The following is a 24,392-nucleotide window of genomic DNA, read 5'->3' as shown; positions in this document are numbered from 1 at the left end:
CGTACGTGAGCTTCCCGACAGGGGTGGGACATATCCGATACGGCGGACAGATCGAGCGGTGAATTCCGGCCTTCCGCTGCCCGACTATGCTCGGTCCGCACGTCCGTCCGCACCTCCCAGGAGCACTCCATGGCCCTCAGGATCACTGTGATCGGCACCGGCTATCTCGGCGCCACCCATGCCGCGGCCATGGCCGAGCTGGGCTTCGAGGTCCTGGGGCTCGATGTCGTCCCGGAGAAGATCGAGCTGCTCTCCACCGGCCGCGTGCCTATGTACGAGCCGGGCCTGGAGGAGATGCTCCAGCGGCACGTCGCCGGTATCGAGGGATCCACCGGGCGGCTGCGCTTCACCACCTCCTGGGAGGAGGTCGGGGAGTTCGGCGACGTCCACTTCGTCTGTGTGAACACCCCGCAGAAGCACGGCGAGTACGCCTGCGACATGAGCTATGTCGACAGCGCCTTCGATTCGCTGGCCCCGCACCTGACCCGGCCCGCCCTGGTCGTCGGCAAGTCGACCGTCCCGGTGGGCTCCGCCGCCCGGCTCGCGGACCGGCTCGCGGAGCTGGCTCCGGCGGGGGCCGCCGCCGAGCTGGCCTGGAACCCGGAGTTCCTCCGCGAGGGCTTCGCCGTGAAGGACACGCTGCATCCGGACCGGATCGTCGTCGGCGTCACGAGCGAGAGGGCCGAGAAGCTGCTGCGCGAGGTGTACGCCGTGCCGGTCGCGGAGGGCTCGCCGTTCGTGGTGACCGACTTCCCGACCGCCGAGCTGGTGAAGACCTCCGCCAACTCCTTCCTGGCCACCAAGATCTCCTTCATCAACGCGATGGCCGAGGTGTGCGAGGCCGCCGACGGGGACGTCGTGAAGCTCGCGGAGGCCATCGGGCACGACGACCGCATCGGGAAGAAGTTCCTGCGGGCCGGGATCGGCTTCGGCGGCGGCTGCCTGCCCAAGGACATCCGCGCCTTCATGGCGCGCGCCGGCGAGCTGGGCGCGGACCAGGCGCTCACCTTCCTCCGCGAGGTGGACTCCATCAACATGCGCCGCCGCGGCCACATGGTGGAGCTGGCCCGGGAGGCGGTGGGCGGCGACTCGTTCCTCGGCAAGCGGGTGGCGGTGCTGGGCGCCGCGTTCAAGCCCGACTCCGACGACGTACGCGACTCCCCCGCGCTCAACGTCGCCGGGCAGATCCACCTCCAGGGCGGCCAGGTGACCGTGTTCGACCCGAAGGGAATGGACAACGCCCGGCGGCTGTTCCCGACGCTCGGCTACGCGGACTCCGCACTGGAGGCCGTGCGCGGGGCCGACGTGGTGCTGCACCTGACGGAGTGGCGCGAGTTCCGGGAGCTGGACCCGGCGGAGCTGGGCGAGGTGGCCGCCCGCCGGATCATCCTGGACGGCCGCAACGCCCTGGACAGTGCGGTGTGGCGCGAGGCCGGGTGGACGTACCGGGCGATGGGCCGCCCGAAGGCCTGAAGGCCGACGCCCACCGCCACGGGGCGAGCGCTTCGGGGCGCTCGCCCCGGTCCTCGCGGACCGTTCGCGGCGGTGGGCGCGGAGAGGGGCCCCCGGCCTCAGCCGAGCGGGCCGTCCAGCTCCGTGATCGTCGCGTGGGACGGGCCCCGCCCGCTCTGCTCGTCGCGGGCCACGGCTTCCGCGTCGCGCAGCACCCGCACGGAGTTCTGCCAGGTCAGCTTGGCGAGGTCGCCCTCGGACCAGCCGCGCCGCAGCAGTTCGGCGATGAGGTTCGGATAGCCGGAGACATCCTCCAGGCCGCGCGGGGTGAACGCCGTGCCGTCGTAGTCCCCGCCGACGCCGATGTGGTCGATGCCCGCGACCGCGCGCATGTGGTCGAGGTGGTCCGCGATGGTCGAGACGGTGGCCTCGGGGCGCGGGTTGGCCGCCTCGAAGTCCTCGTGGATGCGCATCGCGGTCGGGGTGGTGTCCAGGTGGTGCAGGCCGTGCTCGCGCATGTTGCGGTCGGCGGCCAGGGTCCAGGCGACGGCCTCGGGCAGCACGAACTTCGGGACGAAGGTCGCCATCGCGACGCCGCCGTTGGCCGGGAGGGCCGCGAGCACGTCGTCGGGGATGTTGCGCGGGTGGTCGCAGACGGCGCGGGCCGAGGAGTGCGAGAAGATCACCGGCGCGGTGCTGGTGGCGAGCGCGTCGCGCATGACGCCGTCCGCGACGTGGCTGAGGTCGACCAGCATGCCGACGCGGTTCATCTCGCGGACGACCTCGTGGCCGAAGGCCGAGAGGCCGCCGAGGCGCGGCAGGTCCGTCGCGCTGTCGGCCCAGTCGATGTTGTCGTTGTGGGTGAGCGTCATGTAGCGGACGCCCAGGTCGTACAGGGCGCGCAGGGTGCCCAGCGAGTTGTTGATGGAGTGGCCGCCCTCGGCGCCCATCAGGGAGGCGATACGGCCCTCGGCGCGGGCCTTCTCCAGGTCGTCGGCGGTGAGCGCGCGGCGCAGGTGCGTCGGATAGCGGGCGATCAGCTCGCCGACGACGTCGATCTGCTCCAGCGTGGCACTGACGGCCGCGTCGCCGGTCAGGTCGGTGCGGACGTACACCGACCAGAACTGGCCGCCGACCCCGCCGGCCCGCAGCCGGTTCAGGTCGGTGTGGAGGAGGCCGCGCTGGTCGGCGGCGATGTCCCGGGCGTCGAGGTCGTAGCCGACCTGTTCGCGCAGGGCCCAGGGCAGGTCGTTGTGGCCGTCGACGACGGGGTGGACGGCGAGGAGTTCGCGGGCTCGCGCCAGGTAGGCGTCGTTCATGTGCCGCCCCCTACTTTCCGAAGCCGAAGGAGTCCGCGCCCTGGACCTTGGCGCGCAGACGTTTGCCCTTCTCGGTGGCCTGGTCGTTCAGCTCCTGCAGGAACTCCCGCATCCGTTCCTGGAGCGCGGGGTCGGACGCGGCGAGGATCCGCGCGGCCAGCAGGCCCGCGTTGCGCGCGCCGCCGACGGAGACGGTGGCGACGGGGACCCCGGCGGGCATCTGGACGATGGAGAGCAGGCTGTCCATGCCGTCCAGGTACTTCAGCGGTACCGGCACGCCGATGACCGGCAGCGGGGTGACCGAGGCCAGCATGCCGGGCAGTGCGGCGGCTCCGCCCGCGCCCGCGACGATCGCCTTCAGGCCGCGTCCGGCAGCGTCCTCGCCGTACGCGATCATCTCGTGCACCATGCGGTGGGCGGAGACGACGTCGACCTCGTAGGGGATCTCGAACTCGTCGAGCGCCTTGGCGGCGGCCTCCATGACGGGCCAGTCGGAGTCCGAGCCCATGACGATGCCGACGAGAGGGGCGGCGGGGGATCCGGTGCCGGGGGAAGTCATTCGGTGATCGTTCCTCGCAGGTAGTCGGCCGCGTGCCGGGCGCGCTCCCGCACGTCCGCCAGGTCATCGCCGTAGGTGTTGACGTGTCCGACCTTGCGGCCGGGCTTCACGTCCTTGCCGTACATGTGGATCTTGAGCTGCGGGTCGTGGGCCATGCAGTGCAGATACGCCTGGTACATGTCCGGGTAGTCGCCGCCCAGGACGTTGCACATGACCGTCCAGGGCGCGCGCGGGCGGGGGTCGCCGAGCGGGAGGTCGAGGACCGCCCGCACGTGGTTGGCGAACTGGGAGGTGATCGCGCCGTCCATGGTCCAGTGGCCCGAGTTGTGCGGGCGCATCGCCAGCTCGTTGACCAGGATGCCGGGCTTCCCGTCGGGTCCGCGGGTCTCGAACAGCTCCACCGCGAGGTGTCCGACGACGCCCAGCTCGTCGGCGATGCGCAGCGCGAGCTGCTGGGCCTCGCCGGCCAGCGCCTCGTCCAGCTCGGGGGCGGGGGCGATCACCGTGTCGCAGACGCCGTCCACCTGGATGGACTCGACGACCGGGTAGGCGACGGCCTGGCCGTGCGGCGAGCGGACGATGTTCGCCGCCAGCTCCCGTACGAAGTCGACCTTCTCCTCGGCGAGGACCGGGACCCCGGCACGGAACGGGTCGGCGGCGTCCGCCTCGGAGCGGACCACCCACACGCCCTTGCCGTCGTAGCCGCCGCGCACGGTCTTGAGGATGACGGGGAAGCCCCCGGCCTCCTCGGCGAACGCGGCGGCGTCGGCCGGGTCGCTCACGATGCGGTGGCGGGGGCAGGGTGCGCCGATCTCCAGGAGTTTGGCACGCATCACCCCCTTGTCCTGGGCGTGCACCAGGGCGTCGGGGCCGGGGCGCACGGGGATACCGTCCGCCTCCAGGGCCCGCAGGTGCTCGGTCGGCACGTGCTCGTGATCGAAGGTGATCACGTCGCAGCCGCGCGCGAAGGCGCGCAGCGTGTCCAGGTCGCGATAGTCGCCGATGACGACCTCGCTCACCACCTGGGCCGCCGAGTCCTGGGGAGTGTCACTGAGCAGCTTGAATTTCAGGCCGAGGGGGATACCCGCCTCGTGGGTCATGCGGGCGAGCTGACCGCCGCCGACCATGCCGACTACCGGGAACGTCACGTCTTCAAGGATATCCGCCACGCCGGTGCTCCCCGGACGGCCGTACGGATGCCGTGCGGCCACGACCCCTGCGGACTCACGGGCGTCACACGGGTGGGCTGGTTAGCATGGCGGAGTTGACGTGCTTGCGTCGACACGTCTTCCAGACGCCTTCCGACGGACGGGGCCAGCGATCACCATGAGCGAACGGGGCGCACTGCGGACCCGGCTTGAGCTGCTGGCCCGGGAGGTCGCCAAGTTCGGCGCGGTCGGCGCTTTCGGCCTGCTGGTCAATATCGCGGTCTTCAACCTGCTGCGGCACACGACGGACCTCCAGGTGGTCCGGGCGAGCGTGGTGGCGACGTTCGTCGCGATCCTCTTCAACTACGTGGGCTTCCGCTACTGGACCTACCGGGACCGCGACAAGACCGGCCGGACCCGTGAGCTGGCCCTCTTCCTGCTGTTCAGCGCGGTGGGAGCGGTGATCGAGACGGGCGTGCTGTACCTGGCGACGTACGGCTTCGGCTGGAACACCCCGGTCCAGAGCAACGTCTTCAAGATCGTCGGCATCGGGGTCGCCACTCTGTTCCGCTTCTGGTCCTACCGGACCTGGGTCTTCAAGACCCTGCCCGCCAAGGAGGCCGTGCTGAACGCGGAACGGTTTCTGGAGCAGCGCGGGCCGACGGCGGAAGAGCGGGTAGCGCCCGGCCCCGTACGGAACTGACCCTCCGACCTCGTACGGGACCGGTCCTCCGGCCTCGTACGGAACCGACCCGCCGCGCCCGTGACGGGAACCGGTCCCCGGCGCCCGTCGTTGTTCAGCGCACCGGGCGCTCGGGGGTCCTGCGGTCGGCCGGGACCCGGCTGAGGAAGAGCGCGAAGACCGCCGGATGCTGCTGGAGCAGCTCCAGCCGGCCTCCGTCCGCCTCCGCGAGGTCGCGGGCGACGGCCAGGCCGATGCCGGTGGAGTTGCGGCCGCTGATGGTCCGCTCGAAGATCCGCGCGCCCAGTTCGGCGGGGACGCCGGGGCCCTCGTCGGTGACCTCGATGACCGCCTGGTTGCCGGTGACCCGGGTGCGCAGGGCGACGGTGCCGCCGCCGTGCATGAGGGAGTTCTCGATCAGCGCCGCCAGGACCTGGGCGACCGCTCCCGGGGTGCCGACGGCCTTCAGCCCGTGCTTGCCGGAGCCGACCAGTGCGCGGCCCGCGCTGCGGTAGGCGGGGCGCCACTCCTCGATCTGCTGTTTGACGATCTCGTCGAGGTCGAAGACGACGGCGGAGCCGGTACGCGGGTCGCGGGAGTTCGTCAGGAGCCGCTGGACGACGTCGGTGAGGCGCTCGACCTGGGTGAGGGCGATGTTCGCCTCCTCCTTCACCGTTTCGGGGTCGTCGGTGACGGAGATCTCCTCGATCCGCATGGAGAGCGCGGTCAGCGGCGTCCGCAGCTGGTGCGAGGCGTCCGCGGCGAGCCGGCGTTCGGCGGTCAGCATCCGGGCGATCCGCTCGGCCGAGGAGTCCAGGACGTCGGCGACCCGGTCCAGCTCGGGCACCCCGTACCGCTTGTGGCGCGGGCGGGGGTCCCCGGAGCCGAGGCGTTCGGCGGTCTCGGCGAGGTCGGTGAGCGGGGAGGTGAGCCGGTTCGCCTGGCGTACGGCGAGCAGCACGGCCGAGACGATCGCCAGCAGCGCCACCGCGCCGATGATCAGGAGCGTGCGCCCGACCTCGCGGGTGACGGCCGAGCGGGACTCCTCGACGGTGACCTTCTCACCCTGGTCCCCGGTCTCGACGGCGCGCAGCACGCTGCCGACGGGGCGTTCGCCGACGGCGATGGGCTCGCGGCCGGGGATCTCGACCAGCGCGTACCGCTTGGGGTCGATCTGTTCGGCCAGCACCCCGGGGTTGATCCGCTCCGCGCCCAGCAGCCGGCTGTCGACCACGCTGATCAGCCGGAGCGCCTCGGACTCGACGCTCTCCTGGGCGCTGGCGCTGATGGTGCGCGTCTCGACGATCACCAGCGAGACGCCGAAGACGGCGATGACGACGAGCACCACGGCGAGCGTGGAGTTGATCAGCCGACGGCGCATGCCCGCCTCGTCGTCACGTCGTCGGGGCGCGGGTGGCGGCGCGCGTGGGGGCCCGCGTCGGGGCGGTCACCGGAGCGGTCTTCAGGGTGCATGGAGGTTTCGTACGTCAGCTCTTCTCGAACCGGAAGCCGACGCCCCGGACGGTGGCGATGTACCGCGGATTGGCGGCGTCGTCGCCGAGCTTCTTGCGCAGCCAGGAGATGTGCATGTCGAGGGTCTTGGTGGAGGACCACCAGGTGGTGTCCCAGACCTCACGCATCAACTGGTCGCGGGTGACGACCCGGCCGGCGTCCCGGACCAGGACCCGCAGCAGGTCGAACTCCTTGGCGGTGAGCTGGAGTTCCTCCTCGCCCATCCAGGCCCGGTGCGACTCGACGTCGATCCTGACCCCGTGGGTGGCGGGCTGCGGGACGGGCTCGGAGGCGCCGCGGCGCAGCAGCGCGCGGACCCGGGCGAGCAGCTCGGCGAGCCGGAACGGCTTGGTGACGTAGTCGTCGGCGCCCGCGTCCAGACCGACGACCGTGTCGACCTCGTCGGCGCGGGCCGTCAGCACCAGGATCGGGATGGTGTGGCCGCCGGCCCGGAGCCTGCGGGCGACTTCGAGACCGTCCATCCCGGGCAGCCCCAGGTCGAGGACGACCAGGTCGATGCCGCCCTGGAGTCCGGCGTCGAGCGCGGTCGGACCGTCCTGGCGGACCTCGACCTCGTAACCCTCCCGACGCAGTGCGCGGGCCAGTGGCTCCGAGATGGATGCGTCGTCCTCGGCGAGCAGTACACGGGTCATGGACTGATGGTAGTCCGGACAGGGGGCCCGAAGTGAGGCCCACGACGCCGCCTGCGGGTCAGCGCCACAAAGCGGGCGAGGACCTTTGAATGTGGGAGTGTGGTTCCACTAGAACCTGTGATCCATGTCTCAAGTCCTTTCATATCCCGCTGTGTCGTGTCGTATGGTGTCCCAACGCCTGTTGCACCACTCAAGGACCTTTGGGCTGCCACGAGCGCCAAGGGTCCCTTCTGTGTGCGGGGCCGGTTCCCGCCGGCTCTTCGAGTGAATGACCTGTGAGCCGGGCCCGGAGCGCGATGACGTGCGACGGGCGTGGATCCCGACGCGGTTCTTCCCCGCTCCGCCGCCGGGTCTCCGTCAGGAGCCCGGCCGCACGGAGCACGTCCCCCCTCAGGCGTGGGGACGGGGTATGCCGCGCCGGTGCCGGCTGCCCCCCACCGGGCGCGTACAGCCCACGAGGCGTCGCGTCCCGACCAGCAAGGATCGACCATGGCGTCCAGCCTGACGAAGGACTCGCCCAGTTCCGGCGAGAAGACCTTCTTCGGCCACCCCCGCGGTATGGCCACCCTGTTCCTGACGGAGATGTGGGAACGCTTCTCCTTCTACGGGATGCGCGCCATCCTCACCCTGTACTTGGTGGCCGCCGTGCTCGACGGCCCCCTGGAGGGCCGGGAGGCGCTCGCCGCCTCCATCTACGGTGTCTACAACGCCGTCGTCTACATGGCCGCGATGCCCGGCGGCTGGGTCGCCGACCGCCTCTGGGGCGCCCGCAAGGCCGTGCTGGTCGGCGGGATCATCATCGCGCTCGGCCACTTCGCGCTCGCGCTGCCGAGCGACATCACGTTCTTCTTCGGCCTCGCGCTGATCGCGGTCGGTACGGGTCTGCTGAAGCCGAACATCTCGGCGATGGTGGGCGCGCTCTACGAGGACCAGTCCAGCGCCCGCAGGGACGCCGGTTTCACCCTCTTCTACATGGCGATCAACCTCGGTGGCTTCGCCGCTCCGCTGCTGGTCGGCTACCTCGGCGAGAACATCAGCTGGCACCTCGGCTTCGGTGTCGCCGGCGTCGGCATGACCTTCGCGGTCATCCAGTACGCGCTCGGCTCCAAGCACCTCGGTGACATCGGCAAGCTGCCCGCGAAGCCCGCCTCCCCCGAGGAGCGGACGCGGATGCTGCGCAAGGTGGGCCTCTGGTCCGGCGTCGCGGTCGCCGCGCTGCTGATCGACCTGGCGCTGGGCACGTACGACATCGAGCACATCGTCAACGTCCTGGCCGTGCTGGGCGTCGTCGTGCCGATCGTCTACTTCGTCACGATCTTCCGGGACCCGGCGCTCACCAAGGAGGACCGGCCGAAGATCAAGGCGTACGTGTGGTTCTTCATCACGGCCGTGCTCTTCTGGATGATCTACGACCAGTCCGGCTCGCTGCTGACGATCTTCGCCGACAACAAGACGGACCGCTTCATCGGCGGCTGGGAGTTCCCCGCCTCCTGGCTGCAGTCGGTCAACCCCGCGCTGGTCATCATCCTGGCCCCGATCTTCGCCGCGGTCTGGGTCAAGCTGGCCACGCGCAACCGTGAGCCCAGCACCCCGATGAAGTTCGCGCTGGCGATGCTCCTCATAGGCGGCTCCTTCGGCATCATGGGCCTGGCGGGCGCGGCCGCTGCGAACAGCGAGACCGGCAAGGTCACCGTCTTCTGGCTGCTCGCCGTCTACCTGGCGCAGACCATGGGTGAGATGTGCCTCTCCCCGGTCGGTCTTTCGCTGTCCACGAAGCTGGCGCCGAAGATGTTCATGGGCCAGATCATGGGCCTGTGGTTCCTGGCCACGTCGACGGGCAACGCGCTGAACGGCTGGACCACGAAGCTCAACGCCCCGTTGGGCGATGCCGCGTACTACACGTTGCAGGCGGTGGTGGCCGTCGCGGCGGGCCTCGCCTTCATCGTGGCGGGACGCAAGATCCGCGCTCTCATGGGCAACGTCAAGTAGCTGCCCCGATCACGCCCGGCACACGACAGCGGGTCCGCACGATCACCTCGTGCGGACCCGCTGTCGTTCGGTTCAGGCGGTCGCGACGGCTCCTCGGTCCCGACCTCGGCGGTTCCTCCGGTCGGCGACGCCGCGTTCGTGGTCCCGGCTCAGCGTGTGCCGCGCAGCCTCCGCCACGGGGTGAACGTGAACACCGCGCCGCCCAGCAGGATCGCCGTGCCGGCGACCAGGCCGAGCGCCCTCAGCGCACCGTCGCCCTCGGCCCCGGTGGCGGCCAGGCCGCCGCCGGAGTCCGTGCCGCCGCCGGACGCCGCGGCTCCGCCGGAGTCCGCCGCGCCGCCGCTCCCGCTGCCTCCGGACGCGCCGCCCGGCTGGGCGGAGGTGTCCAGCTCCAGGGAGGCGGCCACACCCGCGGGCGGGGTGCAGGTGGTCGTCGTACCGGCGGCCATCACCGTCAGGACGCCGGGGCTGAGCGTGGACTTGCCGCTCGCGCCGGGTTTGTACGTACCGGTGAGATCGGGGATCTCGATCGGGGCGCCGGTCTTGATGACCTCCTTGTTCACCGGCCCCTCGACCTTGACGGTGCCCTTGTCCGCCCCGCCGAGCTTGACGTCCATGGACGGCTTCACCTGGCCCGCCGGGATGTCGATCGGGCTGTCCATCACGGACTTGCTGAACTCCACCGTCAGGTCGTAGTCGCCGCCGCTCTTCTTGGCGCTGATCTTGACCGGCGAGGTGGCGTTCTTGTCCCCGATCGGGGTCTTGCACGCGTAGGCGACGGACACCTCCTTACCGGGGAAGTCGGTCTCCCCGCCCCCACCGCCGGTGCCCCCGCCGCCGGTGCTGCCACCGGACGTGCTGCCACCGGACGTGGTGCCGCCCGAGTCCGTGCCGCCGGACGTGGTGCCGCCGGAATCCGAGCCGCCGGACGTGGCTCCTCCGGTGTCGGCGCCGCCGGAGGTCGTGCCGCCCGTGGTGGAGCCGCCGCCCTCGGTGACCTTGATCGTGGCGCCCGCCTCCACCTCTTCCTTCGGCGCGCACTTGGTGTCCGTGGAAATCGGCTTGGACACGTTGATGTCGTACGCGCCCGGCGTCAGGGTGATCTCCCCCGCGGCCTCCAGCTTCAGCGTGCCCTTCATGTCGGACAGCACCATGGGACTGTTCTTGGGGATCGGCGGATTCTCCCGCGGGCCCTCCAGCTTCAGCTCGCCGCTCGCCGCACCGCCCAGGGTGATGGTCCCGGTCGGCTTGACCGTGTCCGCTCCCAGGTCCAGCACGTCAGGGTTCTTGGACGCGGCCGCGACCGTCTTCCAGACGACCTCGATCTCGTCGCCCACCTTCGCCTCGGCCGGGGCGGTCAGCTCCACCTTCGTGGTGCCCTGCACCGCGGGCAGCCCCGAGATCGGCGGCGGAACGCACTCCGTCGCGTAACTGACCTCGGCGGCCTGGGCCGGACTCGCGGCCATCAGGATGCCCGCGCCGCCGAGCATCAGCGCGACTCCGGCCGCGCTCATCCTCCGTTGCGTACTCACGCTTGTCCCTTCGTCGTGGGTCGGGGTCGGTTCTCCGACGGTGCGGAATCCGGGGTGAACCACGGCAGCACGGCCGTGGTCGCGTTGGTGGTCGCGGCCGCGTTCCCGGCCGCTCCCGCGGTCGGGCCCGTGGCCGTGGTCGCGTCCTGGCCGGCGCTCGTGCCCGAGCGCCCGCGCCGCTTCGGCCCCCGTCGCGTGGTGGGCGGACGCGTACGGTGCGAGCCGGCGGGACGCGGCCGGACCTTGTCCACCACCGCCATGCCGATACGGAAGACGGCCGCCGGGACGACCAGGCAGAGCAGGGCCCAGAAGAGCGTGACGCCCCAGGGGCGGCCGACGCCCCACGGCTGTTCGGCCAGCACCTTCTGCCCGTACCGCAGGGACACCTGGTAGTCGCCGTGCGCGCCCGCCGGCAGTTCGACCGGCAGTTCGATCCGCGCCTTGGCGCCGGGGGCGACCGTGCCGCGCCACTGGCGCTCCTCCCACTGCGGGGCGTAGACGCCGTGCGCGGTGCCGATCTCGAAGACCGGGTCCTTGACGGGCGCGGACCCGAGATTGCCCACGGTGAAGACGAGCCCGCGGGCCGGCGGGGCCCCGAACCAGGTGAGCAGGGAGCTGTCGCCCTCCAGCCGCGTGGTGGCCAGCACCGCGAGTTTTCCGCCACCGGTCTGCTTCGGCAGATCCTTGGCGGGGTGCCCCGCAACCGTGAACACCGCGTCGGCCAGAGCCTGTTCGCCGGTGACCGTGGCGACGTGCACCACGCAGGGGCACGGCTTCGGCGGTTCGGTGACCGGCAGCTTCTTGCTGAAGGCGCCCTTCTTGTCGGTCGTGACGGCGCGGCCGTCGGCGTTGGCGCAGGCGTTGGTGCCGCCGATCACGCCCCGCTCCGGCGTGGACTGACCGCAGATCAGCAGCATCAGCAACGCCTCGGCACGCCAGCCGCTTCCACTGACGGTGATCTCTCCGCCCTTGCCCGCCTCCTTCTTGGACAGGCTGACGGTGGGATCTCCCTCGGCCGCCCGCGCGCCCGGCGCGGTCAGGACGGACAGGGCGGGCAGGAGGGCCAGGAGGACGGCCAGCAACAGGAGAGGGGCGGACGACGCGGTACGCCGGGAGGCCCGGAGGCCGGTCTGCCGCTTCACGATTCCGCTCCCGTCTTCACCAGGGGACCCGTCTCGACCAGAGGGCCCGTCTCAACCAGGGGTCCTGCCTTCACCAGGGGTCCCGCCTTCACCACGGGCCTCGTCTCTGTGGTCGGTTGCCTGCCGTCGGCCGGTTTCGCACCCGGCGGTTCCGGATCGCCCCGCCGGGCGCGTCGCCGCCGGTACGCGCCGGAGCCGAGCAGGGCCAGGCCGCCCAGGACCAGCAGCCCGCCGCCGACTGCCGGGGCGACCGGGACGTACGTCGCCGAGGCCTCCGCCTCGTCCCGCGCGCCCCCCGCGGCGGTGACCCGCAGCCGTACGGTGACCGCGTCCAGGGCCGGGGGGTCGGGCCAGGGTTCGGTCCGCTCCACCCGGCGGCCGGGGGCCAGCTCCAGCGGCAGGGGCCGTTCCGGGCGGTCCAGCAGCGTGCCGAACATCCCGTCGGCGCGTACCGCGAGCCGGGGCTCCAGCATCGCGTTGCCCCGGTTGACCAGGGCGTACCGAATGGTCCCGCCGGATATCTCGACGTCCTCGACGGTGAGCGCCGCCAGCGTCGGGCCGCCGATCCGGACCCGGACCGGTACGCGGACCTCCTCGTCCCCGTCGTCGGCCACGACCGCCCCGGACGCGTCGCCGGGCACCGCGTCGGGCGGCACCGTGAGGGCGAGCGGCACCTCGGCGCGGGTCCGGGCCGGGACGGTGACGGTGTCCGCGGCGAACCCGATCCAGGCCCCCGCCCGGCCGTCGCCCCGCAGCCGCACGGTCAGCGGGGCGCGGCCGGTGTTGGTCACCGCGAGACGGTCCTGGAGCGCCGTGCCGGGGGTGCCCTCCAGATAGACGTACGGCCGGGCGTCCCGGTCGGCACCCGAACCGGCGGGCCGGGCCGTCCAGTCCGCCGGACCGTCCTCGGCGGCCCGGGTGGCGGTGTCGGCCGGGGTGGCGCTGCCGGCCGGGGTGGCGCTGCCGGCCGGGGTGGCGCTGTCGGCCTGGCCGTCCGCCGCGGCGGACGGGAGCGGGGTGAGCGCGCACAGCAGCACGGCGAGCACCGCCGTGAGGTCGAGCAGCGCCCGGCGGAGGCGCGGGGTGGATGGCGACATGGGCGGCTCCTCTGCCTTCCGGCGGCGATGCTGCGCTGAGCTGTGCCGGTCTCAGCCCGCGGAGCGCTGTCCTCGCCGGGTCAGCCAGAGCACTCCGGCGGCCCCGCTCAGCAGCACCGTGCCGCCGAGCGTGCCGAGCGCCGTCGCCGAGTCCAGCGGGCCGGTGCGGGGCAGCTCACCGCCTCCCGAGGCGCCGCCGGTCGAACCGCCGGTGGACGCGCCGCCCGTGGAACCGCCGTCGGTGGAGCCGCCGTCCGATGAACCGCCCGCCCCCTGGACGTCGAGTTCGAGGGAGAGGCCGGGGCTGTTCTTCGGCGTGCAGGTGGTGGTCGTACCGAGGGCCTTGATGGTGAGGACCCCGGCCGTGAAGGTGACCTTGCCGCTCTTCTTCGGGGTGTACGTCCCCGACAGGTCGCTGATCTTGATCGGGGTGTTGGCGGGAATCGCCTCGCTGTTCGCGGGTCCGGTGACCTGGACCTTCCCCTGCTCCGCGCCGCCCAGTTCGATTACGGCGCTCGGGTTCATGGCCCCCTTGCCCAGCTCGACCGGGCTGGAGGAGACGCCCTTCTGGAAGGACATGGTGAGCTTGTAGGCGGCGCCGCTCCTGACGCCCTTGATATCGATGGGCGAGACCGCCCCTTTGGGCCCGATGGGCGTCACGCACTGGTAGTTGACGTCCACGACCTCGGCGTGCGCGGCGGGCGCGCCCGCCACCACGATCGAGCCCGCCAGCGCAGCCGCCAGCGCGAGAGTGGTCCGCTTCTGGTTCGACACCTCGTGTTCCCCTCATGCCGGACGCCGCCGCGCGCCACGACCCGTACGGGCGCACATTACTGACGGCACATCAGATTTGGCGCTCAAGGTACGCCCGGGGCCTGATGGAGGGAAGACAAAGAGCGCGCTGATCCGGCGCGCTCTTGTCGGTGCGGGTGACGCACTCTCGTCGGTGCGGGTGAGGGGTGCGGGCGGGGGCGCGACTAGGCGGGGGCGGCCAGCTCCGCCCAGACGGTCTTGCCGGGGGCGTCCGGAGTGCGCAGGACACCCCAGTCGAGGCAGAGGCGCTGCACGATGAACATGCCGTGCCCACCGGGCCGGCCGGCGCGGTGCGGCGTACGGGGTGCGGGCTGACCGGCTCCCCGGTCGACGACCTCCACCCTCAGGACCTTGGGCGTGTGCCCGATCCGAAGCTCCTCGGGACCCTCCGCGTGCAGACAGGCGTTGGTCACCAGCTCGGAGACGACCAGCAGGACGTCCTCGGCGGCGGCCCTGCGGTCCGCGGTGGACGCCGGGAGCCAGCCCCAGTCGTGCAGCGCCTGCCGGGCGAAGTCACGAGCCGTCGGAACGATGCCGCTGGCCTGTCCGAGTGAGAGCGTGCGCCACTGCCGCTCGGCCGGGACGGTCGGGGCTGCGCCCGCTCCGTCCGGCTCGCGACCGAGGTCGCCCGGCGGATGCTGCCGGGTGGTGCTCATCAGCGCTTCACCTCACCGATTCGCCATGTCGCCATGTCGCCGTTCAACAGATAGTGATCAGTTACCGAGTGTGCCGGAGCCTTTGCGGGGCGCCGCCGGGGTGTCTCCTGCCCTGCCGTGTCGCAACAACACCCACTTGAGGCACACGATCGCGTGACACGGCCGACATCGGAGACGTCCGCGGCCGCACGCTCGTGCCGGGTCAGGTGGCCAGGGCCTCTTCGAGCGTGGCGTGGACGGTGAAGACCGCCTCCGCGCCGGTGATCTCGAACACCCTCGCCACAACGGGCAGCATTCCGGCCAAATGAACCCCTCCGCCGACCGCCTCCGCCTTGAGGCGGGCGCCGAGCAGGACGTTCAGCCCGGTGGAATCACAGAAATCCAGCCGAGAGCAGTCGACCACCAGGCGTGACCGCCCCTGCTCGACCGCACGCTCCAGGGGCTCGCGCAGCAGATCAGCGGTGTGGTGGTCGAGCTCACCCACCGGCGTCACGACTTCGCTGCGCCCCTCGGTCCGGGCCTCGACCTGAAGTCGACCCCGGTTAGCACTGCCGACCGTCCCGCGGTCCATGCCTGTCCCTCTTCGCCGTTCGTCACTGTGCGCGTCACTGCCTGTGCGGCTGTATGCATAGCTACCGCCGACGTGCCTAAAACAGTACGCGTTTCGTTGGCCACGCGGTAGTCGGAGACCTCAACAAACCGGACATATAGCGGCAATTGGCGCTTGTCACTGCTGGCCAGGACCGGGTATGGGTAGAGGGACACCAGAAACACGACCGGCTTTGGAGGCGCCGCTTCACCGCAGGAACACGTAGGGGCATCGGCAGCCATATGCCGAGAACGATGGAGGAGACCGCATGTCACCCCGGCTCGACGAAGCGCGTACCCACGACGCGCCGTCGGCATGTCCTCAGGGACCGACCAATTCCGACTCCCCCGCCGCGAGCGCCGTTCCCGGCCCGCGCACCAGCACCACCAGCACCACCAGCACCACCTCAGACTTCTCCGGCGCGGCCGGCGAGGGACTCGAAGGACTTCCCGAGATCCCGCCCTACGCCGAAGTAGGTGCTCTGGACGCCAGGGCCCTGTCGAAGACGCTCTTCGAGCGGCTGGAGTCCCTCGAAGAGGGCACCCACGAGTACAGCTACGTCCGCAACACCCTCGTCGAGCTCAACCTCGCACTGGTCAAGTTCGCCGCCTCCCGGTTCCGCTCCCGCAGCGAGCCGATGGAGGACATCGTCCAGGTCGGCACCATCGGCCTGATCAAGGCGATCGACCGGTTCGAGCTGAGCCGCGGGGTGGAGTTCCCCACGTTCGCGATGCCGACGATCGTCGGCGAGATCAAGCGCTTCTTCCGTGACACCAGCTGGTCCGTGCGCGTGCCGCGGCGGCTTCAGGAGCTGCGGCTCGACCTGGCGAAGGCCGGCGACGAGCTCTCCCAGCAGCTGGACCGCGCGCCCACCGTGGCGGAGCTGGCCGAGCGCCTCGGCATCACCCCGGAGGAGGTCGTCGAGGGCATGTCCGCGAGCAACGCGTACACCGCGAGCTCGCTGGACGCCAAGCCCGAGGAGGACGACAGCGAGGGCGCCCTCGCGGACCGCATCGGCTACGAGGACCACGGTCTCGAAGGCATCGAGTACGTCGAGTCGCTGAAGCCGCTGATCGCCGCGCTGCCCTCCAGGGACCGGATGATCCTCTCGCTCCGCTTCGTCAGCAACATGACGCAGTCGGAGATCGGCGAGGAGCTGAACATCTCGCAGATGCACGTGTCCCGGCTGCTCTCCAGGACGCTCACCAAGCTCCGCAAGGGTCTGACCCTGGAGGAGTGACCCCGACGCGGCCCGCTGTCCCGCCATGGGGCTCCACGGCCGTTCGAGCAGCACCGCGGAAGGACCCGCCCCGGATGCCGGGAGCGGGTCCTTCCGCGTGCGAGGGGGCGCGCGCCGGGGCCGGACCGGCTACTCACCGACTCTGAGTACGCCACCGGAGGCGTCCGGTGACCGCCGGCTCGTAGCGTTCGATCATGAACGCACCCCGGCCCCGTCCCCGGCTCCGGCCCTGGTACCGCGCGGCGCTCGTCGCGGTGGCAGTGGTCGCCGCCCTCGCCTGGCTGTGGAACGGGACGCCGTATCCGAGGACCGACCCCGACCGCGTCGCCGTCCGGCTCAAGGACCTGGCCCAACGCGCTTACGACGAGGCCGCGTTGCCCGGCAGGCCCGAGGTGGGGCCCGTCCGGGTGGAGACGGGCTCCTGCTCCTACCGAGGGCTGCGGAGCGTGGCCCACATCGACCGGGGCCGCCGCGACGTCAGGAGGTTCGACCTCGACTGGCGGGTGACGGGGGTCCCGGAGGACGTGGCCCGGTCCGGTCTGCACCGTACGCGCACACGGCTGGAACGCGAGGGCTGGACCCGCGTCGAGACCCGCGTCGACAGGCCCGGCTTCCGCTTCCGGAACCCGGACGACGAGGACCTCGTGGACGCGCACTGGTCCCGGGAGACGGGAACGTACGCCGTCAGCGCCTACGCGGGGTGCGGGAAACTCCCCGACGGCTTCGACTCGTACGCGTGGCCGGAGGCCCGCTGGGCCCCGGCTCCGCCCCGCTGACCCGCCCGTCACACCACCCGCTGCCCGCTCCGCCAGACCGCGCTGATGAGCGGGACGCCCGGGCGGTAGGCGAGGTGGACGTGGCTCGGGGCGTCGAGGAGGACCAGGTCGGCGCGGGCGCCGGGGGTGATCCGTCCGATGTCCGGGCGCCGCAGAGCGGCGGCCCCGCCCGCGGTGGCCGACCAGATCGCCTCGTCCGGGGTCATCCCCATGTCGCGTACGGCCAGCGCGACGCAGAACGGCACGGACGAGGTGAACGACGAGCCGGGGTTGCAGTCCGTGGAGAGGGCGACGGTGGCCCCCGCGTCGAGGAGGCGGCGGGCGTCGGGCCAGGTGGCGCGGGTGGAGAACTCCGCGCCCGGGAGCAGCGTGGCCACCGTGTCGCCCTGGCCGAGCGCGTCGACGTCCGCGTCGGTGAGGTGGGTGCAGTGGTCGGCCGAGGCGGCGTCGAGCTCGACGGCGAGCTGGACGCCGGGGCCGTACGTCAGCTGGTTGGCGTGGATCCGGGGGTGCAGCCCCTTGGCGCGGCCCGCCGTGAGGATGGCGCGGGCCTGGTCGCCGTCGAAGGCGCCCTGCTCGCAGAACACGTCGATCCAGCGGGCGTGCGGGGCGCAGGCCTCCAGCATCGGGCCGGTGACCAGGTCCACGTAACCGGCGGGGTCGTCGGCGTAGTCGGGGGAGACGATGTGGGCGCCGAGGTAGGTGACCTCGTCGGTGTGGCGGGCCGCGATGCGCAGGGCGCGGGCCTCGTCCTCGACGGTGAGGCCGTAGCCGGACTTGGTCTCGAAGGTGGTGGTGCCCTGGCGCAGGGCCTCGACGAGGTAGCGGGCGACGTTGGCGGAGAGCTCCTCGTCGGAGGCGGCGCGGGTGGCGGCGACGGTGGTGCGGATGCCGCCGGCGCGGTAGGGCTGCCCGGACATGCGGGCGTTGAACTCCTGGGTGCGGTCGCCCGCGAAGACCAGGTGGGAGTGGGAGTCGACGAAGCCCGGGATCACCGCGCGGCCGGCCGCGTCGAGGACGTTGTCAGTGGCGGGTGCTTTGCTGGATTCACCGGTCCAGACGATGCGGTCGCCGTCGATGACGACGGCCGCGTCCTGGATCAGGCCCAGGGGGGTCCCGTTGCCGAGGGAGGGGTCATTGGTGACCAGGCTGGCGATGTGGGTGACGGCGGTGGTCGTCATCTGGAGAGTGTTCTCCTTGCGTTCCGGTAGGTCCGGGGAGTGCGGGGGGCGCGCGGTTGTCGGGCGTTCCGCGGTCAGCCGTGCAGGGCGGCCACGGCCTCGGCGAGCGCCCGCGGCACGTCCTCGATCCGGGTGTGACGGCCGTCCCGGACGATGTGCCGACCTGCCACGACCGTGTGCCGCACATCAGCGGCGGAGGCGGCGAATACGGCGGTCTCCGCTGCCAGTCGGGGCACCGGTCCGGCCGTCCTGACGGAGTCCAGGGCGACGGTGGTCAGATCGGCGGGGGCGCCCGGCTCCAGCACGCCCGCGTCGGGGCGGCCGAGTGCGGCGTGCCCGTCCGCGGAGGCGGCCCTGAGCAGGGCGGCGGCCGTCCAGTGGCCCCGGATGTGCGTGCGCAACCGCTCGTTGAGCTCCATCGCGCGCGCCTCCTCGAAGAGGTCGATCACGGCGTGGCTGTCGCTGCCCAGCGAGAGCGGCGAGCCCGCCTTCTGGAGGGCGGCGGCGGGCCCGATGCCGTCGGCCAGGTCGCGTTCGGTGGTGGGGCACATACAGGTGCCGGTGGCCGAGGAGCCGAGCAGTCCGATGTCCGCCTCGGTCAGGTGCGTGTTGTGGATGCCGGTGGTGCGCGGGCCGAGGACCCCGTGGTCGGCCAGCAGCCGGGTGGGGGTGCGGCCGTGGGCGGCCTGGCAGGCGTCGTTCTCCGCGGTCTGCTCGGAGAGGTGGACGTGGAGCGGGGCGCTGCGCTCCTCGGCCCACTGCGCGACGGTGGCCAGCTGTCCGGCCGGGACCGCCCGGACGGAGTGGACGGCCGCGCCGATGAGGGTGTGGTCGTCGCCCTTGAGGAGGGAGGCGCGCTCCGCCCAGGCCTCGGCGGTGGTGTCGGAGAAGCGCAGCTGGTGCCGGTTGGGCTTCTCGCCGAATCCGGCGGCGAGATAGGCGGTGTCCAGCAGGGTGATCCGGATCCCGGCCTCGGCGGCGGCCGCGATCAGCGCCTCGCCCATGGCGTTCGGGTTGGCGTAGGGGGTGCCGCCGGGGGCGTGGTGCAGATAGTGGAATTCGCCGACGGCGGTGATCCCGGCCAGGGCCATCTCCGCGTAGGTGGCGCGGGCCAGGTCGAAGTAGGTGTCCGGGGTGAGCCGGGAGGCCGTCCGGTACATCAGCTCGCGCCAGGTCCAGAAGGTGCCCGAGCCGACCTGGACAGTGGCGCGCAGTGCCCGGTGGAAGGCGTGGGAGTGGGTGTTGGCGAGGCCGGGGACGGTCAGGCCGCGCAGCGCGGTCGCGCCGGGCGGCGGGGCCTCGACCCCGGTCCTGATTCCGGCGATCCGGCCGTCCGCGACGTCCAGGGTGACGCCCGGCTCGACGTGGGTGCCGAGCCAGGCGTGGTCCATCCAGTACGTCGCGGTGACGGGTGCGCCCGCCGTCCGGTGTGTCAGCTGCACGCGAGACCTTCCAGTACGTCGGCGAGCGCCCCGACCCCGGCCGTGCAGTCGTCCTCGGTGGCGTGCTCGGCGGGTGAGTGCGAGATGCCGGTGGGGTTGCGCACGAAGAGCATGGCGGTGGGCGCCGAGGCGGACAAAATACCCGCATCGTGGCCTGCGCCGGTGCCGAGGACGGGCAGGGGACGCCCCGTGTCGCCGCTCGCCTCCAGGATCTTGCCGAGCTCGTCGCGCAGGGCGTGCTCGAACGCGACGACGGGCGTGAACGACTCGCGGACGACGTCGAGGTCGATCCCGGCCCGTTCGGCGTACTCCCGGGCGGCCCGCTCGATTCCGGTGACGACGGCGTCGAGGGTGGCCTGGTCGGCGGCGCGGGAGTCGAGCCAGCCGCGGACGAGCGAGGGGATGGCGTTGACGCCGTTGGGCTCGACCGCGATCTTGCCGAAGGTGGCGAGAGCGCCGGTCAGTTCGGCCTCGCGGCGGGCGGCGAGGACGGTCTCGGCGTACGTGAGCATCGGGTCGCGGCGGTCGGCGAGGCGGGTGGTGCCCGCGTGGTTGGCCTCGCCCCGGAAGTCGAACCGCCAGCGGCCGTGCGGCCAGATGGCGGAGGCGATACCGACGGGGTCGCCGGTCAGGTCGAGGGCGCGGCCCTGCTCGACGTGGAGTTCGACGAACGCGCCGATCCGGGCGAGCCGTTCCGGGTCGGGGCCGATGGTCCCGGGGTCGTATCCGGCTCGCTCCATGGCGGCGGGCAGGGCGGTCCCGTCCGCGTCGCGCAGCCGGTGGGCGTCGGCGACGGCGAGCTGTCCGGCGGCCAGCCGGGACCCGACACAGGCCAGGCCGAAGCGGGCGCCCTCCTCGTCACCGAAGTTGGTGATCGCCAGCGGCCGGGTGAACTCCACTCCCCTGCGGTGGAGTTCGTCGAGCGCGGCGAAGGAGGACACCACGCCGAGCGGCCCGTCGAAGGCGCCGCCGTCCGGGACGGAGTCCAGGTGCGAGCCGGTGACGACGGCATCCCCGGCCAGGGGGTCGCCCAGCCAGGCCCACTGGTTGCCGTTGCGGTCGGTCTCGTACGCGAGACCGCGCGCCTCGGCCTGCGCGCGGAACCAGGCCCGGCAGTCGAGGTCCGCCGGTGACCAGGCGTAGCGCCGGTAGCCGAGGCTGTCGGAGTGGCGCCCGACGGTGGCCAGCTCCCGCCACATCGAGAGGAAGGAGTCACCCGCGCGCCACTGCTTCCGGGTGCCGGGAGACGTGACGGGCTCGCCTCCGGGCGTGCCGGGGGTGTTCCCGGGCGTGCCGGACGGCATCAGTTGCCCTCCGTCATGGGGACGCGTACGCCCTGGTCGGCGGCGACGTTCTCGGCGATGTCGTACCCGGCGTCCACGTGGCGGATGACGCCCATGCCCGGGTCGTTCGTCAGCACGCGGCGGATCTTCTCGCCCGCGAGCTTCGTGCCGTCCGCGACGGAGACCTGGCCCGCGTGGATGGAGCGGCCCATGCCGACGCCGCCGCCGTGGTGGAGGGAGACCCAGGAGGCGCCGGAGGCGACGTTGACCATGGCGTTGAGCAGCGGCCAGTCGGCGATGGCGTCGGAGCCGTCGAGCATGGCCTCGGTCTCGCGGTACGGGGAGGCGACCGAGCCGCAGTCCAGGTGGTCGCGGCCGATGGCCAGCGGGGCGGCCAGCTCGCCGCTCGCGACCATGTCGTTGAAGCGCTCGCCGGCCTTGTCGCGCTCGCCGTAGCCGAGCCAGCAGATGCGGGCGGGCAGACCCTGGAAGTGGACGCGCTCGCCGGCCATCTTGATCCAGCGGTGCAGCGACTCGTTCTCCGGGAACAGCTCCAGCATCGCCTTGTCGGTCTTGTGGATGTCGGACGCCTCGCCGGAGAGCGCGGCCCAGCGGAAGGGGCCCTTGCCCTCGCAGAAGAGGGGGCGGATGTAGGCGGGGACGAAGCCGGGGAAGTCGAAGGCGCGGTCGTACCCGGCGAGCTGGGCCTCGCCGCGGATGGAGTTGCCGTAGTCGAAGACCTCGGCGCCGGCGTCCATGAAGCCGACCATGGCCTCGACGTGGCGGGCCATCGACTCGCGGGCTCGCTGGGTGAAGTCGGCGGGCTTGTCGGCGGCGAGGTCGGCCATGTCGTCGAAGTCGACGCCGAGCGGCAGGTAGGCCAGCGGGTCGTGGGCGCTGGTCTGGTCGGTGACGATGTCGACGGGCGCGCTCTCGGCGAGCATCCGGGGCAGCAGTTCGGCGGCGTTGCCGAGGAGACCGATGGAGAGCGGGCGGCGGGCGTCGCGGGCCTCGACGGCGAGCTGGAGGGCGTGCTCCAGGCTGTCGGCCCGCACGTCCAGGAAACGGTGCTCGATCCGGCGCTCGATGGCACGCGGGTCGCAGTCGATACAGATGGCGACGCCGTCGTTCATGGTCACGGCGAGCGGCTGGGCGCCGCCCATGCCGCCGAGCCCGGCGGTCAGGGTGATCGTCCCGGCCAGCGTCCCGCCGAACTTCTTCGCGGCGACGGCGGCGAAGGTCTCGTAGGTGCCCTGGAGGATGCCCTGGGTGCCGATGTAGATCCAGGACCCGGCGGTCATCTGGCCGTACATGGTGAGTCCGAGCGCCTCCAGGCGGCGGAACTCCTCCCAGTTGGCCCAGTCGCCGACCAGGTTGGAGTTGGCGATGAGCACGCGCGGCGCCCATTCGTGGGTCTGCATGACGCCGACCGGCCGCCCGGACTGGACGAGCATCGTCTCGTCCTGCTTGAGCGTCCGAAGGGTGCGGACCATCGCGTCGAACGAGCGCCAGTCGCGGGCGGCCTTCCCGGTGCCGCCGTAGACGACGAGCTTGTCGGGGTGCTCGGCGACCTCGGGGTCGAGGTTGTTCTGCAGCATCCGCAGGGCGGCTTCCTGCTGCCATCCCAGGGCGGTCAGTGCGCTGCCGCGCGGTGCCCGTACGGGGCGGGGTCCTGACATGGCGGTGCCTCCTCGCGACGGTGAAAATCTATTCACATCCTGATGCTCTGAATAGTCGTAGTCAACAGGTGCGGTTCGCGCCGCGACCGGGAACAGGTTCTGCCAGGACGCCCCCACCCACGCGCAGGACGAACCGGAGGCATTCATGGGCACTGCCGACACACCCGCGCCGACGGAACCCGGGGGCCGTGGCACCCGGGAGAACCCCGGAGCATCGCCGCCGCTCAAGCGCGCCCTCGGCACCAAGCTGCTGATCCTCTTCGTCATCGGCGACATCCTGGGCACCGGCATCTACGCGACCACCGGGAACGTGGCGGGCAAGGTCGGCGGCGCGCTGTGGCTGCCGTTCGCGATCGGTTTCGCCGTCGCCCTGCTGACGGCGGCCTCGTACGTGGAACTCGTCGGCAAGTACCCGAAGGCGGCCGGGGCCGCGCTCTACACGCAGAAGGCGTTCAAGGTCCCGTTCCTGACCTTCGTCGTCGCCTTCATGGTCATGTGCTCGGGCCTCTCCTCGGCGAGCGCGGCGGCGCGGGCGTTCAGCGGCGACTACCTGGGGGAGTTCACCGACGCGGTGCCGCCGACCCTGATCGCGATCCTGTTCATCCTCGCCCTCGCCGCGATCAACCTCCGCGGGGTCGCCGAGTCGGTGAAGGCGAACGTCGTCCTGACCCTCGTGGAGGTCAGCGGACTCGCGGTGATCCTCGCGATCGGCGCGTACGCCGTGTTCAGCGGCGACGGGGAGCCCTCGCGGCTGACCCAGATCGAGACCGGCGGCACCGGGTACGCCCTGGTCACCGGGGTGCTCGGCGCCACCGCGCTGGGCTTCTTCGCCTTCGTAGGCTTCGAGGACTCGGTCAACATGGCCGAGGAGACCAAGAACCCCGCCCGCGCCTTCCCCCGCGCGATCTTCATCGGGGTGGGCATCACCGGCACCGTCTACGTCCTGGTCGCCCTGGTCTCCTCGCTCCTGGTCGACTCCCGCACCCTGGCGGGCTCCAGCGGCCCGCTGCTGGAGGTGGTGAAGGCCGGGGGCGTCGATTTCCCGCCGAAACTCTTCGCGCTGATCGCCCTGTTCGCCGTCACCAACTCGGCGCTGATCAACATCATGATGGCCTCACGGCTCTGCTACGGCATGGCCAACGAGCGCATCCTGCCGCCCGCGATGGGCAAGGTGCTGGCCGGCCGCCGCACCCCCTGGGTCGGGATCGTCTTCGTCTCCCTCCTGGCCATCGGCCTGGTCTCCACCGGCGAGATCGAGGGGCTCGGCGACACCACCTCGTTCCTGCTGCTCTGCGTCTTCGCCGTCGTCAACATCGCCGTGCTGGTGCTCCGCAAGGACCGGGTGGACCACCGCCACTTCCGTACGCCCACGGCGCTTCCGGTGCTCGGCGCCATCACCTCGCTGATCCTGGCGAGCCCGCTCGCCGACCGGGGCTCCGACGTGTACGTCCGGGCCGGAATCCTGCTGCTGACCGGGATCGGGCTGTGGGCGCTCAACAAGGCGGTGATGACGGCCCGCGAGAGGTCGGGCGCCCCGAACGCCTGACGGGCCGCCGCCCCCGCCACCGCGTTCCGGCCGCTCCTTTACACCGCGGGCGGCATGTACCAAAGGAAAATGCCGGAACCTCCACCTGCCGTGAGCACGATG

Annotated in this window: 21 protein-coding genes; 6 read left to right on the top strand and 15 right to left on the bottom strand. The window is 71.9% G+C overall.

Annotated features, from left to right (window positions below; all coding sequences use genetic code 11):
• Window positions 1-129: 129 nt before the first annotated feature.
• Window positions 130-1,473, top strand: a complete 1,344-nt coding sequence (locus ACIRJT_RS13405; RefSeq protein WP_403908156.1) for a UDP-glucose dehydrogenase family protein — start codon at window positions 130-132, stop codon at window positions 1,471-1,473.
• Between the two features lie 98 nt (window positions 1,474-1,571).
• Here the strand turns inward: ACIRJT_RS13405 and ACIRJT_RS13400 are convergent, their stop codons facing one another.
• The 3 genes from ACIRJT_RS13400 to ACIRJT_RS13390 are packed head-to-tail and all read right to left on the bottom strand — an operon-like array spanning window position 1,572 to window position 4,457.
• The gene (locus ACIRJT_RS13400) at window positions 1,572-2,771 is read right to left on the bottom strand and encodes a dipeptidase (protein ID WP_403908154.1); all 1,200 of its coding nucleotides are present in this window, start codon (window positions 2,769-2,771) and stop codon (window positions 1,572-1,574) included.
• Window positions 2,772-2,781: 10 nt separating this feature from the next.
• Window positions 2,782-3,330 carry a 5-(carboxyamino)imidazole ribonucleotide mutase gene (purE, locus tag ACIRJT_RS13395; protein WP_403908152.1) on the bottom strand — a complete coding sequence of 183 codons (549 nt, stop codon included), beginning with the start codon at window positions 3,328-3,330 and terminating at the stop codon, window positions 2,782-2,784.
• Window positions 3,327-4,457, bottom strand: a complete 1,131-nt coding sequence (locus ACIRJT_RS13390) for a 5-(carboxyamino)imidazole ribonucleotide synthase (protein WP_403908257.1) — start codon at window positions 4,455-4,457, stop codon at window positions 3,327-3,329. Before ACIRJT_RS13390 ends, purE begins: the two co-directional genes overlap by 4 nt.
• Before the next feature lie 199 nt (window positions 4,458-4,656).
• Between ACIRJT_RS13390 and ACIRJT_RS13385 the strand changes: the two genes are divergently transcribed.
• Entirely contained in the window at window positions 4,657-5,181 is a 525-nt protein-coding gene (locus tag ACIRJT_RS13385) for a GtrA family protein (RefSeq protein ID WP_403908150.1), read from the top strand.
• 94 nt (window positions 5,182-5,275) lie between these two features.
• On the opposite strand, the gene ACIRJT_RS13380 is transcribed toward ACIRJT_RS13385, so the two are convergent.
• Both ACIRJT_RS13380 and ACIRJT_RS13375 read right to left on the bottom strand, forming a co-directional pair.
• A complete protein-coding gene (locus ACIRJT_RS13380; protein ID WP_403908148.1) occupies window positions 5,276-6,541 on the bottom strand; it encodes an ATP-binding protein in 1,266 nt (421 codons plus the stop codon).
• A gap of 106 nt (window positions 6,542-6,647) precedes the next feature.
• Window positions 6,648-7,325 (bottom strand): response regulator transcription factor, encoded by a 678-nt coding sequence (locus ACIRJT_RS13375; RefSeq protein WP_007450117.1) that lies wholly within the window; start codon window positions 7,323-7,325, stop codon window positions 6,648-6,650.
• Window positions 7,326-7,814: 489 nt separating this feature from the next.
• Here ACIRJT_RS13375 and ACIRJT_RS13370 point away from each other — a divergent pair, with 489 nt between their 5' ends.
• The gene (locus ACIRJT_RS13370; RefSeq protein WP_403908146.1) at window positions 7,815-9,314 is read left to right on the top strand and encodes a peptide MFS transporter; all 1,500 of its coding nucleotides are present in this window, start codon (window positions 7,815-7,817) and stop codon (window positions 9,312-9,314) included.
• Between the two features lie 149 nt (window positions 9,315-9,463).
• On the opposite strand, the gene ACIRJT_RS13365 is transcribed toward ACIRJT_RS13370, so the two are convergent.
• The 6 genes from ACIRJT_RS13365 to ACIRJT_RS13340 form a co-directional block, all read right to left on the bottom strand.
• Window positions 9,464-10,828 (bottom strand): hypothetical protein, encoded by a 1,365-nt coding sequence (locus tag ACIRJT_RS13365; protein ID WP_403908144.1) that lies wholly within the window; start codon window positions 10,826-10,828, stop codon window positions 9,464-9,466.
• 14 nt (window positions 10,829-10,842) lie between these two features.
• Complete coding sequence (locus ACIRJT_RS13360) at window positions 10,843-11,988, bottom strand: hypothetical protein (protein WP_403908142.1); 1,146 nt, start codon at window positions 11,986-11,988, stop codon at window positions 10,843-10,845.
• Entirely contained in the window at window positions 11,985-13,085 is a 1,101-nt protein-coding gene (locus ACIRJT_RS13355; protein ID WP_403908141.1) for a hypothetical protein, read from the bottom strand. The genes ACIRJT_RS13360 and ACIRJT_RS13355 overlap by 4 nt, the downstream gene beginning before the upstream one ends.
• 51 nt (window positions 13,086-13,136) lie before the next feature.
• Window positions 13,137-13,859: a peptidase gene (locus ACIRJT_RS13350; RefSeq protein ID WP_403908139.1), complete on the bottom strand. Its 723-nt coding sequence runs from the start codon at window positions 13,857-13,859 to the stop codon at window positions 13,137-13,139.
• Window positions 13,860-14,062: 203 nt separating this feature from the next.
• Entirely contained in the window at window positions 14,063-14,554 is a 492-nt protein-coding gene (locus ACIRJT_RS13345; RefSeq protein ID WP_403908137.1) for an ATP-binding protein, read from the bottom strand.
• Window positions 14,555-14,756: 202 nt separating this feature from the next.
• Entirely contained in the window at window positions 14,757-15,125 is a 369-nt protein-coding gene (locus tag ACIRJT_RS13340; RefSeq protein ID WP_403908135.1) for an STAS domain-containing protein, read from the bottom strand.
• 286 nt (window positions 15,126-15,411) lie between these two features.
• Here ACIRJT_RS13340 and ACIRJT_RS13335 point away from each other — a divergent pair, with 286 nt between their 5' ends.
• Both ACIRJT_RS13335 and ACIRJT_RS13330 read left to right on the top strand, forming a co-directional pair.
• The gene (locus tag ACIRJT_RS13335) at window positions 15,412-16,383 is read left to right on the top strand and encodes an RNA polymerase sigma factor SigF (RefSeq protein WP_403908133.1); all 972 of its coding nucleotides are present in this window, start codon (window positions 15,412-15,414) and stop codon (window positions 16,381-16,383) included.
• Between the two features lie 194 nt (window positions 16,384-16,577).
• Window positions 16,578-17,159: a hypothetical protein gene (locus tag ACIRJT_RS13330; RefSeq protein WP_403908131.1), complete on the top strand. Its 582-nt coding sequence runs from the start codon at window positions 16,578-16,580 to the stop codon at window positions 17,157-17,159.
• An 8-nt stretch (window positions 17,160-17,167) separates the two neighbouring features.
• Here the strand turns inward: ACIRJT_RS13330 and hutI are convergent, their stop codons facing one another.
• The 4 genes from hutI to hutU form a co-directional block, all read right to left on the bottom strand.
• Window positions 17,168-18,340: an imidazolonepropionase gene (gene hutI, locus ACIRJT_RS13325; RefSeq protein WP_403908129.1), complete on the bottom strand. Its 1,173-nt coding sequence runs from the start codon at window positions 18,338-18,340 to the stop codon at window positions 17,168-17,170.
• A 74-nt stretch (window positions 18,341-18,414) separates the two neighbouring features.
• Entirely contained in the window at window positions 18,415-19,782 is a 1,368-nt protein-coding gene (locus ACIRJT_RS13320; RefSeq protein WP_403908127.1) for a formimidoylglutamate deiminase, read from the bottom strand.
• Window positions 19,773-21,086, bottom strand: coding sequence for an allantoate amidohydrolase (locus ACIRJT_RS13315; RefSeq protein ID WP_403908126.1), 1,314 nt, complete (start codon window positions 21,084-21,086; stop codon window positions 19,773-19,775). The genes ACIRJT_RS13320 and ACIRJT_RS13315 overlap by 10 nt, the downstream gene beginning before the upstream one ends.
• Window positions 21,086-22,744 (bottom strand): urocanate hydratase, encoded by a 1,659-nt coding sequence (gene hutU, locus ACIRJT_RS13310; RefSeq protein WP_403908124.1) that lies wholly within the window; start codon window positions 22,742-22,744, stop codon window positions 21,086-21,088. Before hutU ends, ACIRJT_RS13315 begins: the two co-directional genes overlap by 1 nt.
• 145 nt (window positions 22,745-22,889) lie before the next feature.
• Here hutU and ACIRJT_RS13305 point away from each other — a divergent pair, with 145 nt between their 5' ends.
• Complete coding sequence (locus ACIRJT_RS13305; RefSeq protein ID WP_403908122.1) at window positions 22,890-24,290, top strand: APC family permease; 1,401 nt, start codon at window positions 22,890-22,892, stop codon at window positions 24,288-24,290.
• The last annotated feature ends 102 nt before the right edge of the window (window positions 24,291-24,392 follow it).

The sequence above is a fragment of the Streptomyces sp. NPDC102283 genome (assembly GCF_044766265.1).
Lineage (GTDB): Bacteria > Actinomycetota > Actinomycetes > Streptomycetales > Streptomycetaceae > Streptomyces.
This window is presented reverse-complemented; position numbering and strand designations above follow the sequence as displayed.

Bases quoted from the DNA above. Each gene is read 5' to 3' on its own strand.
- ACIRJT_RS13345 (WP_403908137.1), bottom strand. From the start codon at position 14,554: ATGAGCACCACCCGGCAGCATCCGCCGGGCGACCTCGGTCGCGAGCCG.
- ACIRJT_RS13385 (WP_403908150.1), top strand. From the start codon at position 4,657: ATGAGCGAACGGGGCGCACTGCGGACCCGGCTTGAGCTGCTGGCCCGG.
- ACIRJT_RS13355 (WP_403908141.1), bottom strand. From the start codon at position 13,085: ATGTCGCCATCCACCCCGCGCCTCCGCCGGGCGCTGCTCGACCTCACG.
- ACIRJT_RS13375 (WP_007450117.1), bottom strand. From the start codon at position 7,325: ATGACCCGTGTACTGCTCGCCGAGGACGACGCATCCATCTCGGAGCCA.
- ACIRJT_RS13370 (WP_403908146.1), top strand. From the start codon at position 7,815: ATGGCGTCCAGCCTGACGAAGGACTCGCCCAGTTCCGGCGAGAAGACC.
- ACIRJT_RS13330 (WP_403908131.1), top strand. From the start codon at position 16,578: ATGAACGCACCCCGGCCCCGTCCCCGGCTCCGGCCCTGGTACCGCGCG.
- ACIRJT_RS13315 (WP_403908126.1), bottom strand. From the start codon at position 21,086: ATGCCGTCCGGCACGCCCGGGAACACCCCCGGCACGCCCGGAGGCGAG.
- ACIRJT_RS13400 (WP_403908154.1), bottom strand. From the start codon at position 2,771: ATGAACGACGCCTACCTGGCGCGAGCCCGCGAACTCCTCGCCGTCCAC.
- ACIRJT_RS13390 (WP_403908257.1), bottom strand. From the start codon at position 4,457: ATGGTCGGCGGCGGTCAGCTCGCCCGCATGACCCACGAGGCGGGTATC.
- ACIRJT_RS13365 (WP_403908144.1), bottom strand. From the start codon at position 10,828: ATGAGCGCGGCCGGAGTCGCGCTGATGCTCGGCGGCGCGGGCATCCTG.
- ACIRJT_RS13305 (WP_403908122.1), top strand. From the start codon at position 22,890: ATGGGCACTGCCGACACACCCGCGCCGACGGAACCCGGGGGCCGTGGC.
- hutI (WP_403908129.1), bottom strand. From the start codon at position 18,340: ATGACGACCACCGCCGTCACCCACATCGCCAGCCTGGTCACCAATGAC.
- purE (WP_403908152.1), bottom strand. From the start codon at position 3,330: ATGACTTCCCCCGGCACCGGATCCCCCGCCGCCCCTCTCGTCGGCATC.
- hutU (WP_403908124.1), bottom strand. From the start codon at position 22,744: ATGTCAGGACCCCGCCCCGTACGGGCACCGCGCGGCAGCGCACTGACC.
- ACIRJT_RS13340 (WP_403908135.1), bottom strand. From the start codon at position 15,125: ATGGACCGCGGGACGGTCGGCAGTGCTAACCGGGGTCGACTTCAGGTC.
- ACIRJT_RS13335 (WP_403908133.1), top strand. From the start codon at position 15,412: ATGTCACCCCGGCTCGACGAAGCGCGTACCCACGACGCGCCGTCGGCA.
- ACIRJT_RS13405 (WP_403908156.1), top strand. From the start codon at position 130: ATGGCCCTCAGGATCACTGTGATCGGCACCGGCTATCTCGGCGCCACC.
- ACIRJT_RS13380 (WP_403908148.1), bottom strand. From the start codon at position 6,541: ATGCGCCGTCGGCTGATCAACTCCACGCTCGCCGTGGTGCTCGTCGTC.